The sequence below is a fragment of the Grimontia sp. THUN1695 genome (assembly GCF_059704325.2).
On record NZ_AP046577.1, the window covers coordinates 1,879,075 to 1,896,233 of the forward strand.

Here is a 17,159-nt window from a genome sequence, read left to right on the forward strand (position 1 = left end):
CCGTGGCCTTTTTTATTGCCAGTAGCCCACATAGCCACAGTCGCAAAAGTACCAGCGATATCATGATGACAGTGATACTCTGCACCTTGCCCGGTATCGCTGCGCTTTGTTATTTCTTCGGATGGGGTGTGCTTATCCAGGTTGCCCTGGCGTCGTTAACTGCCTTGGTTGCCGAAGCCGCCATTGTCAAAATGCGCGGTCGTCCGGTTAAACGTTACCTGAAAGATAACTCAGCCCTGCTGACCGGTGTGCTGCTGGGTATTGCCATTCCCCCTTTTGCTCCATGGTGGATTGTGGTTATCGGTACCCTGTTTGCGGTGGTTATTGCCAAGCAGCTTTATGGCGGCTTGGGGCAAAACCTGTTTAACCCCGCCATGGTTGCTTATGTCGTACTGCTGATTTCATTCCCGGTTCAAATGACCACCTGGCTGCCGCCCTCTGAGCTGGTGGCCCAGTCGATGGGTTTTACAGACAGCGTTGCCGCCATTTTTACAGGCCTGACGACAGACGGGTTCAGCGTCAACCAGCTTCGTATTGCCGTTGATGGCAGTACCATGGCAACGCCTTTAGACACCATCAAAACGTCACTGCTGGCCGGTGAGACTGTCTCCGAAGCTCTGGAAAAGCCAGTGTTTGAAAGCTTTGCTGGTATCGGCTGGGGCTGGGTGAATATCGCCTTCCTGTTTAGTGGTCTTGTCCTGCTGAAGAAAAACACCATCCAATGGCACATTCCAGTCGCCATGCTGGGTACGCTGTTTGTATTCAGTCTGGTGGGCTATGCCATCAGTCCTGATGGCGTGGCGTCTCCACTTATGCATCTTTTATCGGGCGCGACCATGTTGGGGGCATTTTTCATCGCCACCGATCCGGTCTCTGCCTCGACCACAGAACGCGGACGACTGGTTTTCGGCGCCATGATTGGGGCGCTGGTTTACCTGATCCGCACTTTTGGCGGGTTTCCTGACGGCGTGGCCTTCGCCGTCCTGATTGCAAACATGTGTGTGCCCTTGATTGACTATTACACCAAGCCGACCACATACGGCCACAGGAAGGAAAGCAAATGATCCGCGCGATGAGAAACAATGGCGCAATCCTTGCGCTGGCGGCACTGCTTTCAACAGGCTTAGTTGCCGTGACCAATACGTTGACGAAAGACACCATTGCTGAGCAGCAACGCCTCCAGCTTCTCAAGGTGTTGAATCAGGTGATCCCTGAAGAGCTGCATGACAATCCACTGGCCAAGACCTGTACGCTGGTAACAAGTCCAAGCCTTGGAACAAATGAGCCAATGCCTGTTTATATCGCCAGGAAAAACGGTGAACCGACTGCCATGGCGATCGAAGCCATCGCACCTGATGGTTACAACGGCGCAATAAAAATACTGGTAGGTGTCGATACCCAGAATACCGTGCTGGGCGTTCGCGTACTGAACCACAATGAAACACCGGGGCTGGGCGATAAAATCGATCTCAATGTGTCTGACTGGGTGCTTTCATTCAGCGGTAAACGCATAGAGAGTGAAGAAGATAAGCGTTGGGCGGTCTATAAAGATGGCGGCCAGTTTGACCAGTTCACGGGCGCGACCATCACACCGCGTGCAGTGATAAATGCCGCGCGTCAGGCCGCGTGGTACGCAATGCAGAACAAAGACACCATTATTCGCCAACCCCAGAATTGTGGAGCCGAATCATGAGCCAGAACAAAGCGCTAATGAAAGAGGGAATGTGGGCCAATAACCCGGCACTGGTGCAGTTGCTGGGCCTTTGTCCCCTGCTCGCCGTTTCTGCCACTGTGACCAATGCATTGGGTCTGGGCATCGCGACACTGCTGGTACTGATGGGCTCCAACCTGACGGTTTCCCTGGTGCGCGAGTGGGTGCCTAAAGACGTCCGCATCCCTATTTTCGTGATGATCATTGCCTCACTGGTGACCTGCGTGCAACTGCTGATGAACGCCTATGCATTTGGCCTGTACCAGTCTTTGGGTATCTTTATTCCGCTTATCGTGACCAACTGCATTATCATCGGCCGTGCAGAAGCCTTCGCTTCCAAAAACATGCCCCTGCCTTCTGTTTTAGATGGCTTCTGGATGGGCATGGGCATGACCGCCGCCCTGTTTGTACTGGGCGCTATCCGTGAAATTCTGGGTAATGGCACGCTCTTTGATGGTGCAGACAGACTTTTAGGTGACTGGGCAGCAGGATTGCGCATTGAGATATTCCACACTGACAGCCCATTCCTGCTGGCTATCTTGCCACCGGGTGCATTTCTGGCCGTCGGTTTCCTGATTGCGGCGAAAAACGTTATCGATGCCCGACAGGCGAAAAAACAACCTAAAGAAAAAGTTGTCATTGAGCGTGTCCGCGTCACTTCTGCTGACTAACGTGACTTCAACGGATGAAGATATAACAAATGAATAACGAAAAACGCATTCAGATACTGGAACGATTAAGAGCGGAAAACCCGCACCCCCAGACTGAACTCAACTGGAGCACGCCGTTTGAGCTGCTTATCGCGGTATTGCTTTCAGCACAGGCCACCGACGTCAGTGTGAACAAAGCTACGGATAAGCTGTACCCTGTTGCCAACACGCCACAAGCCATGCTTGAGCTTGGTGTTGAAGGCGTAAAGGAATACATCAAAACCATTGGCTTGTTTAACTCCAAAGCGGAAAACGTCATTAAGACCTGCAAAATCCTGATAGAGCAACATGGCGGTGAAGTACCGGAAAACCGGGAAGCGCTGGAAGCCCTGCCGGGTGTAGGGCGCAAAACCGCCAATGTGGTGCTGAACACCGCGTTTGGTTGGCCAACGATTGCAGTAGACACCCACATTTTCCGCGTGTCTAACCGCACCAAGTTTGCGATGGGGAAAAATGTCGATCAGGTAGAACAGAAACTGCTGAAAGTGGTACCCAAAGAGTTCAAAGTCGATGTGCACCACTGGTTAATCCTGCACGGTCGCTACACCTGTGTGGCCCGTAAACCACGCTGTGGAAGTTGCATTATCGAAGATCTTTGTGAATTCAAAGACAAGGTTTATCCGGACGAATAATCACTGACCCTTTCTCTGTCATTAACTGATAAACTAGGCGTGCAGACACAATTAAGGAGAATGTCATGAGCAATAGTCGTATTTTGCATACCATGATCCGCGTTGGCGATTTGGACCGTTCCATTGCCTTCTACACCAACGTAATGGGTATGCAACTGCTGCGCAAAAGCGAAAATGAGCAGTACGAGTACACGCTGGCGTTTGTTGGTTACGGTGATGAATCAGAAGGTGCAGTGATTGAGCTGACCTACAACTGGGGCACCACGGAATATGAGCATGGCTCAGCGTTTGGTCACATCGCCATTGGTGTTGACGATATTTACGCGACTTGCGACAAATTGCGTGCAGCAGGCGCAAACATCACCCGCGAACCAGGCCCAGTAAAAGGCGGCACCACGGAAATCGCGTTTGTCGAAGATCCTGACGGCTACAAAATCGAATTGATCCAGAATAAGAGTGCTTCTGAAGGTTTAGGTAACTAACCCAGAGAAGGACAAAAAACGCCTGGCTTCAAATAAAGCCGGGCGTTTTTTATTCCAGATTTTTTGAACCGAGATTAAATAATGGTTCTGCCCAGTGATATCACCACCCGGCGGTTCTTGTTTCTACCAATCGGGCTTTCGTTTTCCGCAATAGGACGGCGTTCACCGTATGCTTCAACCTGTATCCGGTCTTTTGGCAAACCCAGCGACATAAAATACGCTTCCAACTTTTGCGCACGGATCTCTGACAGTCGCTGGTTAGCCACCTTTGCACCTCGGTTATCGGTGTATGTCGCCATCAACACCAGATCAATGTCCGGGCTGTAACGCACAAACTCAGCAATTTGCGCCAGTCTCGCCATCGAGGCTTTATTCAGCTCAGCACCGTTTTCATCATAGTGAAGCACGGTAAAAGCAATGTCTTCAAACGAGTACGGAAGCAGGCGCGAGATACAGCCGCTGAACTCGTTATATGGCTGCTGGAATGACACCGATGACAGTGCGATTTCTACGCGTTTGCCACGGCTTTGCCACTCTTTAAAACTGAACGTAGGGTAACGTCCGTTTTCGAGCTCAGACAACATACTCCACGCCGTCTGCCCATCCACAAACCCATTAAACTGTTTGAAGAAACGCAACCTATCAATGTACTCCGCAGGCTCTCCAGGCAGCCAAACTGGCGGCATAGACACTAAGGACACGTTCTGGGTTTGTCCCATAGGGCGACGCATTTCCAGCTCAAAATCCAGATTAATTTTCTTACTGGCACGGGAAGAAAACATCGCCATGCCATAGTTAGGGATAGCGTGTTCAATACGACATTCAATCGGGGTATCCACCGTTACTGTCCACACTGACTCGGTAGGCTTGGCCACGTAGTATTTACCTGCACTCGCCGACAACGGAGCAAGGCTGGCGGCGATGCACAATGTCAACAGCGATGCGTTTTTCATCACGATGGCAATTCCTGTTGCGACAATGAAAAAGGGGGATGCTTATCTTATCGGACAGCTGACACGTATCTTTAGTGTTATTTTCACCCTTCCCATCCAAACTAGAAAATGAAAAAGCGGGACGCTTCTGCCATAATGCCCACCTGATTTTTTTAAGTTATCTGAAGCATGACCCAAGAGACCGACCTGAACGCATTAAAAGCAAGATTTCGTGGCTATTTTCCTGTCGTTATCGACGTTGAAACAGCAGGCTTCAATCCGCAAACCGATGCGCTGCTGGAAATCTGCGCCGTGACATTAAAGATGGACGAGGATGGTTGGCTTTCTCCAGACAAAACAATTCACTTCCACGTTACGCCATTTGAAGGTGCCAACCTGGAACAGGAAGCATTGGCGTTTAACGGCATTAAAGATCCTTTCAGCCCGCTTCGTGGCGCGGTTGATGAAGAACATGCCCTGAAAGAGATCTTCAAGCTGATCAGAAAAGAGCAAAAGGCATCAGGCTGTCAGCGAGCAATCATGGTCGCCCACAACGCCAACTTTGATCACAGCTTTGTCATGGCAGCCTCTGAGCGCGCCAACCTTAAACGCAACCCATTCCATCCGTTTGCGACTTTTGATACTGCCGCACTCAGTGGTTTAGCCCTGGGGCAAACTGTACTGGCAAAAGCATGTAAAACCGCAGGTATTGCTTTCGACAACAACGAGGCACATTCCGCCCTTTACGACACAGAGCGCACAGCCGAGCTGTTTTGTGAAATTGTAAACAGGTGGAAGAAATTAGGCGGTTGGCCGGTTTTAATGCCGGAAGAAAAGTCCGAACAACAATCAGACGAATAGCACTCTCCTCCCTTACGTGTATAACATGGCGGAATCGCACAAAATAAAAGGCATTTCGTCATTATCCACTTTCACTCTCTCCAGCGTTTTAAACAAAAGTCTGAAATCAATCTCAGTTAGCACAAATCATCAACAAGATCTTGCGCAAACTATTGATAACAAGAAAGCAACATTTTCCAAATTGCTACTTATACTGTCTTAGAAACAATTAACACGTCCCATCAACGGAATAGGATGTGGTTAATGACGTTGATTACAACAATCTCCCTATCCAGCGGTAAGTTGCAGGTTGTTAGGATTGATAAGGCAGTGACAGAGAGGCATTTATAGATGAAACGTGTAACGCAACGTACCTTACTTTCTACCGCCATCGCGCTGGCCGCCTTTCAGGCCCATGGCGCAGGCTTCCAAATCAGTGAACACTCTGCCAGCGGTTTAGGCCGCGCGTTTGCCGGTGAGGCTGCAATCGCAGACAACGCTGCTGTCGCTGCCCGCAACCCAGCAGCGATGACGATGTTTGATTCCGCACAGGTGTCAGGTGGTTTGTCGTTTGTACAGCCAGATGTCGATGTAACAGTAAAAAATGCTGCACTAAATGGAACGACATTGGGGGCTGACGAACATAACGATGTTGCACCAGATGCCCTAGTACCTAATTTCCACTACGTTCGTCCATTGAACGATAGAATGGCTTTGGGATTCTCAGCTTTCTCTAACTTTGGTTTGTCAACCGAATACCCAACAGATTCGCCAGCGGGAGCAATCGGCGGGCAGACTGAATTGTTGACGGTAGATTTCAATGCCAACTTTGCCTATGAGATTAACGATCAGTTGAGTCTTGGGGCTGGCCTTAATGCGGTATACGCCGACGCGGAACTTAAGCGACAAAAAGGCATATTGAGTAGCAGTTTTGCTTTAGGTGGCTCTGCGACCGATGAAATTTCTTACCTAGCCGGTGATGGTTGGGGTTTTGGGTGGAATGTTGGTGCACTTTGGCAATTCAATAAAGATAATCGACTTGGTGTTGGTTACCGTTCAAAGGTAGATATCACCCTTGAAGGCGATTATAAAGGTACCTCTGCAACTAGCACAGTGCCTGGAGAGTTAGAACTAAACCTTCCTGATATTTTTGAATTTTCTGGTTTCCATAAACTCAGCAATGAGTGGGCTGTTCACTACAGCGCAATGCGAATAGGTTGGAGCCGTTTCCAAGAGTTAAGAGCAACGAGTTCTCAATGTCTTAGTCTTGCTGGTCAAGGTGTGTGCCTTCAGAAAGACGAAAAATGGGACGACACATGGCGTTATGCAGTTGGTGTGACGCACTTCCTCAATGACCAATGGGAGTTGAGAGCTGGCTATGCGAAAGATGAAAGCCCAGTGCCCAATTCACACCGTACTCTCAGCATTCCGGATACTGAGCGCGATTGGTACACATTTGGAGCAACCTACTTCGCAACTGATAACCTGAGCATTGATGCAGGCTTTGCTTATTTAAGCGGCGATGATGTAAAGGGTGCTGAAAGTGAAAACCTACCTGGTGGAGCTGTCGCTAGCTATGACTTCACAGTAGGCGGAGATGCTTACATTTACGCTCTCAGTGCAAACTATACCTTCTAATCAACCATTACAAAAAAGAGAAAAGCCGATTTTTTTCAATCGGCTTTTTTTGTTTTCAATCACAAAAGTAACATTTCACTGTTACACAGGTGACAACCATTCTCGGTTATTGTGCGGCACTTTTAAACACCTGTTCATTTTTCAATCAAGTCTTTTCACGTTATTAACGAACAGTTACAGGTAGTTTGGCATCACCAAGTAATGATTAGTGCTTTTACTTAAAACACAAGTTTTCTACCTAGACACAAAGTGCCGAAAAACCATTCTCTCATGCCGCATTTAACACCTATTTAACATGACTGCGCAACGTGACATAGTAACCAGCACAAAGATCCGACCAGCAGACATATCAATTTGATATAGGCTGAACGGTTTTCCCAACGCACTGAATATATTGGATTTTGCTTGGTCAATTGTTAACCAAGCACTCAGATGGACGAGAGGCTGTATGTCAAAAAAATTATCAAGAAGCGCCCTGGCGGTCACCATTGCCCTTACTGCACCAACAGCATGGAGTGCAGGTTTTCAGGTATCAGAGCATTCAGCTAGTGGACTAGGCCGTGCCTATGCGGGTGATGCAGCGATGGCAGACAATGCTTCGGTAATGGCACGTAACCCAGCTTCAATGGCGCTGTTTTCAGAAACACAGATTTCTGGGGCGCTGCATATTATCAATCCAGAAATAGACATAACCGATACAACAACTAACCAAAAAGCCTCTGATGTGGCCCCAATACAGCTAGTTCCCGCATCGTATTATGTTAACCCCATAGACTCCAACTGGGCTTTAGGGTTGGGGCTGTATACCGTTTATGGTGTTGCTACAGACTATCCTGACGCCTTCAATGCCGGAGATCTTGCCGGTGATACTTCCCTTATCTCAGTCAATCTCAATCCCGCTGTGTCATATCGCATCAATGATCAGGTCAGTATCGGCGGTGGTCTGAATATCGTATACGCAATCGCTGAACTTAATCGACATTTTGGTATCGCTTCCGTCGCCACCTCAAAATCTGCTGGCGACAAGCTGGTCAGTATGGAGGGGAATACTTGGGGATTGGGTTGGAATGTGGGTGCATTGTATGAAGCAGACGCTAACAATCGCTTCGGGATTGCTTACCGATCTGAGATTGAACTGGACTTTGAAGGTGATTTCACTGATTACTCCGGCCGCATTGTTCCTGGAGGCGGTCAGGTTAAAGGCGACCTAACAGTACCACTACCTGCCATTCTCGAAGTATCAGGATTCCACCAGCTAAATACAACCTGGGCAATTCATTACAGTGTGCTGTGGTCAGAATGGCGTAATTTTACAGAATTGAAAGCAACGGGGGACGGCTGCTCACAGACAAATGGCATTTGCTTTTTCAAAGACGAACAGTATGACAATGCATTTCGCTATTCTATTGGGACAACATACACACTGGATGAAGATTGGACACTACGTACCGGTTTTGCATTTGATGAACAGGCAGGTAAGTCAACCCTCAGCATCCCGGATACAGACCGTTACTGGTTCTCCGCTGGCGTAACATACCAGTATTCTCCAACACTCTCTTTTGACGCTGGTGTGACGTATATCCATAGCAAATCCAGTTCGTTTGAAGAAAGCAGCAGTGTATCTGGTATTGACTATACCTTCGATGGCAAAGGGGCTGCATACCTAGCCGCATTCCAAGCAAACTACATATTCTAGGTCAGTGACACAGGGAAGAATGTATGAACCTACTTAATGTGAAAAAAGCCAAACTCTCTCTTATGCTGACCGCGGTGCTGGGACTATCCGCTTGTGGTGACACTGAGTTGAGCGGTAGTAATAGCGATTCTCTCTTTGAAGAGCAATATATCCAGCAAAGCCTGAAAGCGCCGACGAAGATCAATTTTCACCTATCTGGTGATGATGCCAATGTTCCAGGTCCCAGTTTTGTGCTGATGGACACACGTGATGGAACATTGAACATTCCAACGGCCGAAAACACTCAGGCATCACAGTCATCAAAACGCGCCGCATTATCAAACACCCTCGCCGATCCGCGCGCCGCAATGAACACCATGGATGGCTGGCCAGTCTCTATGCCTTTTATTTTGCCATTTGACGGGGCTGGTCTTGCCAATGGCATTGTTACGTCTGGTGTCATGATTGCCCAACTCACGGAGGGGGTAACTGGCTCGCCGAACCTGAAAAAACAGTTAGTCAATGGCGTTGACTATCGCGTGATATCAGACGCAAAAAATGATCGCTTGGTTATTCAATTCAGCCGTTCGCTTGAAGAAAAAGGCGAGTATATTGTCGCTCTCACCAACGCTCTGACTGACAGAAACGGTGACTCACTGGGTATGTCGTCTTCGTACGCCACCCTGGTCACAAAGTCCAATACCATTGTCAATGACGCAATTGCCCAGGCGGCCGCTGTCACTAAAGGCATTAATGCAATCTTTGGTCAATTAGGCGTAGATAACCAAGACATCATATACAGTACCTGGTTTACCACTCAATCTGTCGGAGATACGTTGTATGCGACCAAAGCCGCTATCGCGACAGGCGTGAGTGCAGGAAGTTTCGGTGCGGTTTGGAAAGGGTCGGCAAATCCGAACAATGTGGACATGTCCCAGGCCTATTTAATGTCAGTACCGGCATCAGGACAGGACTATGCGACAGCCATTCAGGCCGATTCAAACTTTGCTACGTATGTTGATCCGGACGGAACAGCAACGCCACTCTTGGTTGGCTCATACCTTGCAGACTCAGTCACTGTCACCAAAGGTACGGTAAAACTGCCCTACTTCCTTGAAAAAGGTGCTTCATTATGGAACAGCACACCTTTTGAATCCGGCATGCCAAGTCTTGCAGTCATTTCGAATGCTTTGAATGACAGCCGTCATGCTGGCACAGTAGCCCAGCAACTTGTCGAAGCTGGCATTGATGTTTCAACGTTAGCAGACAATATCAGCGAGCAACTCAAACTCGTTGGCCTGACATTGGCAGACAGTACGGGTGAACAGTTAGACGCTGAGCGAATCATCACCAGATACAGCCCAATCCCGCAGGTAAAATCTCTGGATGATGTGCCATTTATCTTATTTACCCCGACAACGCCAACAGGCGCCATGGAGCTGGTGATTTACCAGCATGGTATCACTTCAGCGAAAGAAAATGCGTATGCCTTCGCTGCCAACCTGATTAATGGCGCGAAGGGACTAGGTAAAAATCTCGCCATTTTGGCTATCGACCAGCCTATCCATGGTGAGCGCAGTCTTGATTCAACCCGATCTGCGAATGTTGATGCGACAAACTACCTGAATCTGGCTTACCTGCCAGTAGGGCGAGACAATTTACGACAAAGTGTCTTAGACAATCTCGGTCTTCGCGCTGCGGTCACCCTTTCACAAGGGGCTGGCTTGTTTTCAGGCACGCCCTTAGCACTGCTGGATGATACCACAGCCCAAAAACCATCACTGTTTGGTCACTCGCTGGGTGGCATTACTGGGTTTGGTACAATCGTAACGGCGAATAATACCCTGAGCAGTGCCGACATAGACAATAGTAGTGCTGACGCATTATTTACATTCTCACGGATCGCTGCAGCAAACACCGGGGGCCAAATCGTGAACCTTCTGATTGGATCAGACACTTTTGGGCCACTCATTAGAGATACTGTCACGGCAGGTGTCTCTCAAGCAGAACAAGCGAACATTTTGAATCAGTTTGCTTATGCGGCACAAACCGTTTTGGATACTGTTGATCCCTTCAACCTTATCACCCTGAACGATTATACAGAAACAAACGTTTTAAGCGGCTTGCCAATTTATATGCAGCAAGTCAAAAACGACAATACAGTACCCAATGCTGTTGAGGATGCACCATTTGCTGGCACACACCCTCTCGCAACAGCTCTGAATTTAACCATTGTAAACAGTGGCTCGCAAGCTACCAGCGGTGGACGCAACATCACCAAATTCAATAACGTAGGTCAACACAGTTCAGTTATCGCACCGCAAAATAATGATTTAAGTGATGTAAACCATACAGTGGAAATGCAGTCTCAACTTGTCCAATTCTTGAGTGGTGCAATGGAAGACTTTGCTGTCGCTGATACAAGCGTGCTTGAATAGTACCGGCATCATATTCCACTACAAACGGCCAGCTCCGCTGGTCTTTTGGCTTTTCACTCCAATTCCTTTCAATTTCCCCTCGACAACATCAAAAATATCAGCAAACTGTGATCTTCATCTTTTGGGGATAGGTTTTGCTCCGTTGGGGCTGTTGTAGGGATAAGAAAAGTATGAATCCAGTTGTTATTGCAGTTTGCGTCATGCTGGCGTTGGCCCTGTTACGGGTAAACGTTGTCGTTGCGCTAACTTTCAGTGCCGTCTTAGGCGGTGTTATCAGCGGTATGTCACTGCCAGAAACCATTTCTGCGTTTGAAGGGGGACTGGGTGGCGGTGCGACTATCGCACTGAGTTATGCCATGCTGGGCGCTTTTGCCGTTGCGCTTAGCCGTTCCGGTATCACCGATTTGCTTGCGCAGTCTGTGGTGAGAAAAATCCACGGTAAAGAGAGTGAAAATGCCTCTGTAGCCCTAAAATACATGGTGCTTGTGGCTCTTGGGCTGTTGGCAGTTTCCTCACAGAATGTTATTCCTGTACACATCGCCTTTATTCCTATTGTGATCCCTCCCCTTTTGCATGTGTTTGCCAAGCTCAAATTGGATCGTAGGTTAGTCGCATGTGTGCTGACATTTGGTTTGATCACGCCCTATATGGTACTGCCCATTGGCTTTGGCGGTATCTTCCTGAACAATATTTTGTTAAAGAATCTCCATGATAATGGATTGAATATTGTTGCCAGCCAGGTACCACAAGCCATGTTACTTCCCGCAGCAGGAATGATATTTGGTGTGTTGGTTGCTACGTTTATCAGCTACCGTAAACCCCGTGAATACTCAGAAGAAATGATCCTGGCGGCTGAGCCGGAGAAAACAGAGTTCCAACCGAAGAATATTCTAATTGCCGTGATTGCCATTGCAGCAGCATTAGGCGTGCAGCTTTACACAGGTTCAATGATCGTGGGGGCGCTGGTTGGCTTTATGGTCTTTACCTTCGGTGGTGTGATCAAGTGGAAAGACACCCAGGACGTATTTTCCCGCGGCGTACACATGATGGCCATGATCGGTTTTATCATGATTTCAGCAGCCGGTTTTGCTGCAGTTATGAAGGCAACAGGCGGCGTAGAAACGCTAGTAGCATCACTGTCATCAACCATTGGCGACAATAAACCACTGGCAGCCCTACTGATGCTGGTCGTGGGGTTGTTGGTAACCATGGGCATTGGCTCATCGTTTTCCACCATTCCGATTATCGCCACCATCTATGTACCTTTAGCCATGGCATTTGGCTTTTCACCGATGGCAACAGTGGCGTTGGTTGGCACAGCGGCTGCATTGGGTGATGCAGGGTCACCAGCTTCTGACTCAACATTAGGCCCGACATCAGGTCTGAATACCGATGGGCAACATGAACATATTTGGGACACTGTCGTTCCGACATTTATCCACTACAACCTACCGCTGATCGGCTTTGGTTGGCTGGCAGCAATGATCTTATAAATGTATAAGTAACAAGAAAAATACAAAAAGCCTCTGAATTCAGAGGCTTTTTGTTATGTAGAAAAGAAAACTCAGTTGTTATCTTCCATATCGCGGCGTGCTGCTGCATTTTTAATTAGCGGCTGAAGCTCACCTTTCTGAAACATTTCCAGAATGATGTCACAACCGCCAATCAGCTCACCTTCAACCCACAATTGAGGGAAAGTTGGCCATTGTGCGTAGATTGGCAGCTCCGCACGGATATCCGGATTTTGCAGGATATCAACATAGGCGAATTTTTCACCACACGCCATCAGCGCTTGGCTTGCCTGAGAAGAGAAGCCACAGCTAGGCAGCTTCGGCGAGCCTTTCATGTAAAGCAGGATTGGATTTTCGTCAATCTGCTGTTTGATTTTATCAATAGTTTCCATTACTTCCTCGAACACCAAGTGTGATGACTTTGACTCAAACGACCTCAAGATGATGGTTGGAATGTTACCTGCGCGATCATCTTGAAGTCGCTTGGGAATTTCCCGATTCTAACTGGGAACAGACTGGAAAAAAACGCCTAAAATCTTTAGGGTCAAATTCCGCTGAAATTTTGAAAATTATTCTTTTAATAAAGTAAAAACTTGCTAAACTGTTGCGCAGTCAGTCTATAAGTAGATTCGTTCACTGACTGGTACTACCTAAAGTGTACGACAAATCTACAGGAAGCAATAATGTCAGGGGGCAACCCCGCCAATCATGGAGAATCGAGTAATGGCATTTCAACTACCAGCTCTTCCTTACGAGAAAAACGCGCTTGAGCCACACATTTCCCAAGAGACTTTGGAATTCCACCACGGCAAGCACCACAACACTTACGTTGTTAAGCTGAACGGCCTGATCGAAGGTACTGAGCTTGAGAACAAATCTCTGGAAGAGATCATCAAAACATCTACTGGCGGTGTGTTCAACAACGCAGCACAAATCTGGAACCACACTTTCTACTGGCACTGCCTGAGCCCAAATGGCGGCGGCGAGCCAACCGGTGATGTGGCAGACGCAATCGCAAAATCTTTCGGTTCATTCGAAGAGTTCAAAGCGAAGTTCACTGATTCCGCCATCAACAACTTCGGTTCTTCCTGGACCTGGCTGGTGAAAAAAGCTGACGGTTCTCTAGACATCGTTAACACGTCTAACGCTGGCACCCCTCTGACTGAAGAAGGTGTCACACCACTTCTGACTGTTGACCTGTGGGAACACGCTTACTACATCGACTTCCGCAACCTACGTCCAGACTACATGAACGCATTCTGGGCACTGGTTAACTGGGAATTCGTAGCACAAAACCTGGCTGCTTAATTTCAGATTTAACGCTTAAGCATTGATAGATACCCCGCTTCGTCGGGGTATTTTTTCGCCTGCTCACTGACTCGCAAACACAAAAAAACCGCTGGTTATCAGCGGTTTTTTAAGTTTCCGAAGTAGGTTACGCCACTTCAGAAAGGATGATACGCAGTGTGCGGCGTAAGGGTTCTGCTGCTCCCCAAAGCAATTGGTCACCGACCGTAAAGGCATTAAGGAAATCATTACCCATTGCCATCTTACGCAGACGGCCGACAGGCACAGACAGGGTACCGGTTACCTTGGTCGGTGAAAGTTCTTGAACCGTAATATCACGCTCGTTTGGGATCACTTTCACCCAGTCGTTATGGGAGGCAATGATGCTCTCAATCTCATCCATCGGCACATCTTTTTTCAGTTTCAGCGTTAACGCCTGACTGTGGCAACGCATGGCACCGATGCGCACGCAAGTGCCATCAATAGGTACCGGATTATCCTGAATCCCCAGGATTTTGTTGGTTTCTACCGTGCCTTTCCATTCTTCTTTGCTTTGGCCGTTGTCACGCTTCACATCAATCCAGGGGATCAATGAGCCCGCCAGTGGCGCGCCAAATTCAGAGGTAGGAAAATCGCCTGAGCGCATGGTTTCTACCACTTTGCGATCGATATCCAGAATAGACGTGGCTGGATTTGCCAAATCCATACTGACAGCGTCGTTGATCGTACCCATCTGGGCGATCAGCTCACGCATATTTTTCGCCCCCGCACCAGACGCCGCCTGATAGGTTTGTGCTGTCATCCACTCAACCAGCCCCTCCTGATAAAGACCACCGACCGCCATCAACATCAGGCTCACGGTACAGTTACCGCCCACATAGGCTTTGGTACCTTTGTGAATGCCTTCCTGAATTTGTTTGAAGTTCACCGGATCCAGCGTGATGATTGCGTCATCTTTCATACGCAAGGTTGAGGCTGCATCAATCCAGAAGCCTTTCCAGCCAGCTTCCAGCAGTTTTGGATATACTGCTTCGGTGTAGCTGCCACCCTGACAGGTAATCACGATATCCAACGTTTTCAGGCTGTCGATATCAAATGCATCTTGCAGCATACCTGCATCTTTGCCGTAATTCGGCGCAGGGATGCCCACTTGAGAGGTGCTGTAGAATACGGGCTCGATAACGTCGAAATCACCTTCTTCTATCATGCGCTGCATCAGCACAGAACCTACCATACCGCGCCAGCCGACCAAACCTACTCTTTTCATTATCACTCACACTCCTTGTTATAAAACTCTTCACCTATCTTGAAAATTAACGACACAAATAACAAGCAAAAACTGCGGGTATTCGTGGAGGCAAAGAAAACGCAAAACCAAATTAGACAAGCGGCATAACGGATCAGAGGTAAGATGCGCAGAAAGCAGACAGGACTCTCTTTTAATGCAATTTGCTTTCGGACAATGGTGGGATAAAAGTAACTGTTTCAGCACTTCGGGCATCACATCGCGACGAACGCTTAACTCTGTTACGTCATACCAAGGCCTTCAATATAACAAACACATAAACATCAGTAAAACAGGCAAAAACAGTAGCACGCCATATACACCAACAGAAAATACACACAATGCTTACCTTCAATTACGTCACGTAACACCAAGTGCGCAAAGGTCACAGAAAACAAAATACTTGTTCCCCGAATTATCCGTCTTTGGATAAAGTACTCGACGCCGCCAGGAAGGTAGCTTTTCGAGCCCAAATACAATGATAATTTTTTACCCTAAGCCAAGTGGCTGCAGGTATCCATAGCAAGGAGCTAAAGGGCCAAACTCAACAAAGGTTTGAACTATGCTAAGACATCCGGTGCAACTCCCCTCTTTTTTTCAAGTATTTGCAGCGCTAGGTCTATTCTTGTTACTGGCGTTTTCCTTTACAGCCAAACTGGACCTGCCTATTCAACTCGCGCTTTATATCGGCTGGTTTATCATTATCGGCCTCGGTATCAAGTTAGGTCATTCTTACAAAGACCTAGAACAAGCCGCCACGCAAGGCATTGCTAACGGATTAGGTGCGGTACTGATCCTGCTTGCGGTTGGTGCACTGGTCGGTACCTGGATTGCCGGAGGTATTGTGCCAACTATCATCTATTACGGCCTGAAAGCGATTCACCCTTCAATCTTCCTTGCAGCAACAATGATCATCTGTTCGTTGACGGCCCTCGCTACCGGTACCTCCTGGGGTGCAGCGGGTACTGCTGGCATTGCAATGATGGGTATTGGCCAGGGGCTGGGCGTACCCGCTCCGGTAACAGCCGGTGCCGTACTGTCTGGTTGTTACTTTGGCGATAAGCTTTCTCCATTGTCAGACTCCGTGATCCTGGCATCTTCGATGTCTGGTGTGGAAATCATGGAACATATCAAAGGCATGCTGCCTATTGCGCTGATCAGCTATGTCGTTACAGGTATCCTGTTCACCGCACTTGGACTGCATTACGCCGGAAACGTCGATATGGCTCAGGTGAACGATGTCATCGTGGCAATGGAAGCGCAGTTTGTGATCTCTCCATTGAGCTTTGTTCCGGTTGTGATTGTACTGGTGCTGCTGGCAATGCGTCTGCCTTCATTCCCAGTCATCTCGCTCGGTTCTGTCCTGGGTATTGTATGGGCAGTGATGGTACAGGATATGGCACCGCTGGATGCCTTCAACACCGCTTGGGCACCTTACTCTATCGATTCCGGTGTCGCGTTTATCGATGCTATCCTGAACCGTGGTGGTATGGAATCCATGCTGGGTTCTGTCGCAGTTATCGTCTTTGGTCTGGGCTTCGGTGGTCTGCTTGATAAAGTAGGCGTGCTGGAAACTATCGCCAAACTGTTTGAGCGCAAAGTACAGTCTGCAGGCAGCCTGGCTGCATCAACCATAGGCACTGCGTTCTTGGGTAACGTATTTGGTTCAGCAATGTATGTATCATTGATCCTGACGCCAAAAATCTGCGCCAAAAACTACGACCGCCTGGGCTACCAGCGTAAAAACCTGTCACGAAATGCCGAATTCGGCGGCACCCTGACGTCAGGTATGGTGCCTTGGAGTGACAACGGTATCTACATGGCGAGCATCCTGGGTGTAGCAACACTGTCCTACGCGCCGTTTATGTGGCTGAGCTTCGTCTGTATTATTGTGACAATTCTGACATCCTACATGGGTTGGTTTGTTGACCGTTGCCCACCGCAAGCTGAAACGATTAACAAAGAAGATGCTGTGCCCGTTAACGCTATTGCACAAAAAGCCTAATTACCCTCACAAA

Annotated in this window: 15 protein-coding genes; 12 read left to right on the plus strand and 3 right to left on the minus strand. The window is 48.3% G+C overall.

What is annotated here, in order from left to right; translation table 11 throughout:
• Positions 1-2 precede the first annotated feature (2 nt).
• The 5 genes from rsxD to gloA all read left to right on the plus strand — a co-directional run bounded on the left by rsxD (position 3) and on the right by gloA (position 3,535).
• Positions 3-1,064 carry an electron transport complex subunit RsxD gene (gene rsxD / locus AC6IB1_RS12070; protein WP_497566868.1) on the plus strand — a complete coding sequence of 354 codons (1,062 nt, stop codon included), beginning with the start codon at positions 3-5 and terminating at the stop codon, positions 1,062-1,064.
• Complete coding sequence (gene rsxG, locus AC6IB1_RS12075; RefSeq protein WP_497566869.1) at positions 1,061-1,693, plus strand: electron transport complex subunit RsxG; 633 nt, start codon at positions 1,061-1,063, stop codon at positions 1,691-1,693. Before rsxD ends, rsxG begins: the two co-directional genes overlap by 4 nt.
• Positions 1,690-2,382 carry an electron transport complex subunit E gene (locus AC6IB1_RS12080; protein WP_497566870.1) on the plus strand — a complete coding sequence of 231 codons (693 nt, stop codon included), beginning with the start codon at positions 1,690-1,692 and terminating at the stop codon, positions 2,380-2,382. Before rsxG ends, AC6IB1_RS12080 begins: the two co-directional genes overlap by 4 nt.
• A gap of 29 nt (positions 2,383-2,411) precedes the next feature.
• Positions 2,412-3,053, plus strand: coding sequence for an endonuclease III (nth, locus tag AC6IB1_RS12085; protein WP_497566871.1), 642 nt, complete (start codon positions 2,412-2,414; stop codon positions 3,051-3,053).
• A 65-nt stretch (positions 3,054-3,118) separates the two neighbouring features.
• On the plus strand, positions 3,119-3,535 hold the full coding sequence (gene gloA, locus AC6IB1_RS12090) for a lactoylglutathione lyase (protein WP_497566872.1): 417 nt from the start codon (positions 3,119-3,121) through the stop codon (positions 3,533-3,535).
• Positions 3,536-3,609: 74 nt separating this feature from the next.
• Here the strand turns inward: gloA and motY are convergent, their stop codons facing one another.
• Positions 3,610-4,488, minus strand: a complete 879-nt coding sequence (gene motY, locus AC6IB1_RS12095) for a flagellar protein MotY (protein WP_497569135.1) — start codon at positions 4,486-4,488, stop codon at positions 3,610-3,612.
• Between the two features lie 168 nt (positions 4,489-4,656).
• Here motY and rnt point away from each other — a divergent pair, with 168 nt between their 5' ends.
• The 5 genes from rnt to AC6IB1_RS12120 all read left to right on the plus strand — a co-directional run bounded on the left by rnt (position 4,657) and on the right by AC6IB1_RS12120 (position 12,551).
• On the plus strand, positions 4,657-5,328 hold the full coding sequence (gene rnt, locus AC6IB1_RS12100; protein WP_497566873.1) for a ribonuclease T: 672 nt from the start codon (positions 4,657-4,659) through the stop codon (positions 5,326-5,328).
• A 330-nt stretch (positions 5,329-5,658) separates the two neighbouring features.
• On the plus strand, positions 5,659-6,945 hold the full coding sequence (locus AC6IB1_RS12105; protein ID WP_497566874.1) for an outer membrane protein transport protein: 1,287 nt from the start codon (positions 5,659-5,661) through the stop codon (positions 6,943-6,945).
• A gap of 448 nt (positions 6,946-7,393) precedes the next feature.
• Complete coding sequence (locus AC6IB1_RS12110; protein WP_497566875.1) at positions 7,394-8,641, plus strand: outer membrane protein transport protein; 1,248 nt, start codon at positions 7,394-7,396, stop codon at positions 8,639-8,641.
• 23 nt (positions 8,642-8,664) lie between these two features.
• Positions 8,665-11,058: a VolA/Pla-1 family phospholipase gene (locus tag AC6IB1_RS12115; protein WP_497566876.1), complete on the plus strand. Its 2,394-nt coding sequence runs from the start codon at positions 8,665-8,667 to the stop codon at positions 11,056-11,058.
• Between the two features lie 170 nt (positions 11,059-11,228).
• Positions 11,229-12,551, plus strand: coding sequence for a Na+/H+ antiporter NhaC family protein (locus AC6IB1_RS12120; protein WP_497566877.1), 1,323 nt, complete (start codon positions 11,229-11,231; stop codon positions 12,549-12,551).
• 71 nt (positions 12,552-12,622) lie between these two features.
• Here the strand turns inward: AC6IB1_RS12120 and AC6IB1_RS12125 are convergent, their stop codons facing one another.
• Positions 12,623-12,961 carry a Grx4 family monothiol glutaredoxin gene (locus tag AC6IB1_RS12125; RefSeq protein WP_497566878.1) on the minus strand — a complete coding sequence of 113 codons (339 nt, stop codon included), beginning with the start codon at positions 12,959-12,961 and terminating at the stop codon, positions 12,623-12,625.
• A 331-nt stretch (positions 12,962-13,292) separates the two neighbouring features.
• On the opposite strand from AC6IB1_RS12125, the gene sodB reads away from it, so the two are divergent.
• Positions 13,293-13,877, plus strand: coding sequence for a superoxide dismutase [Fe] (gene sodB / locus AC6IB1_RS12130; protein ID WP_005503393.1), 585 nt, complete (start codon positions 13,293-13,295; stop codon positions 13,875-13,877).
• Between the two features lie 127 nt (positions 13,878-14,004).
• On the opposite strand, the gene asd is transcribed toward sodB, so the two are convergent.
• Entirely contained in the window at positions 14,005-15,123 is a 1,119-nt protein-coding gene (gene asd / locus AC6IB1_RS12135; RefSeq protein ID WP_497566879.1) for an aspartate-semialdehyde dehydrogenase, read from the minus strand.
• A 580-nt stretch (positions 15,124-15,703) separates the two neighbouring features.
• On the opposite strand from asd, the gene nhaC reads away from it, so the two are divergent.
• On the plus strand, positions 15,704-17,146 hold the full coding sequence (gene nhaC, locus AC6IB1_RS12140; RefSeq protein ID WP_497566880.1) for a Na+/H+ antiporter NhaC: 1,443 nt from the start codon (positions 15,704-15,706) through the stop codon (positions 17,144-17,146).
• Positions 17,147-17,159 lie beyond the last annotated feature (13 nt).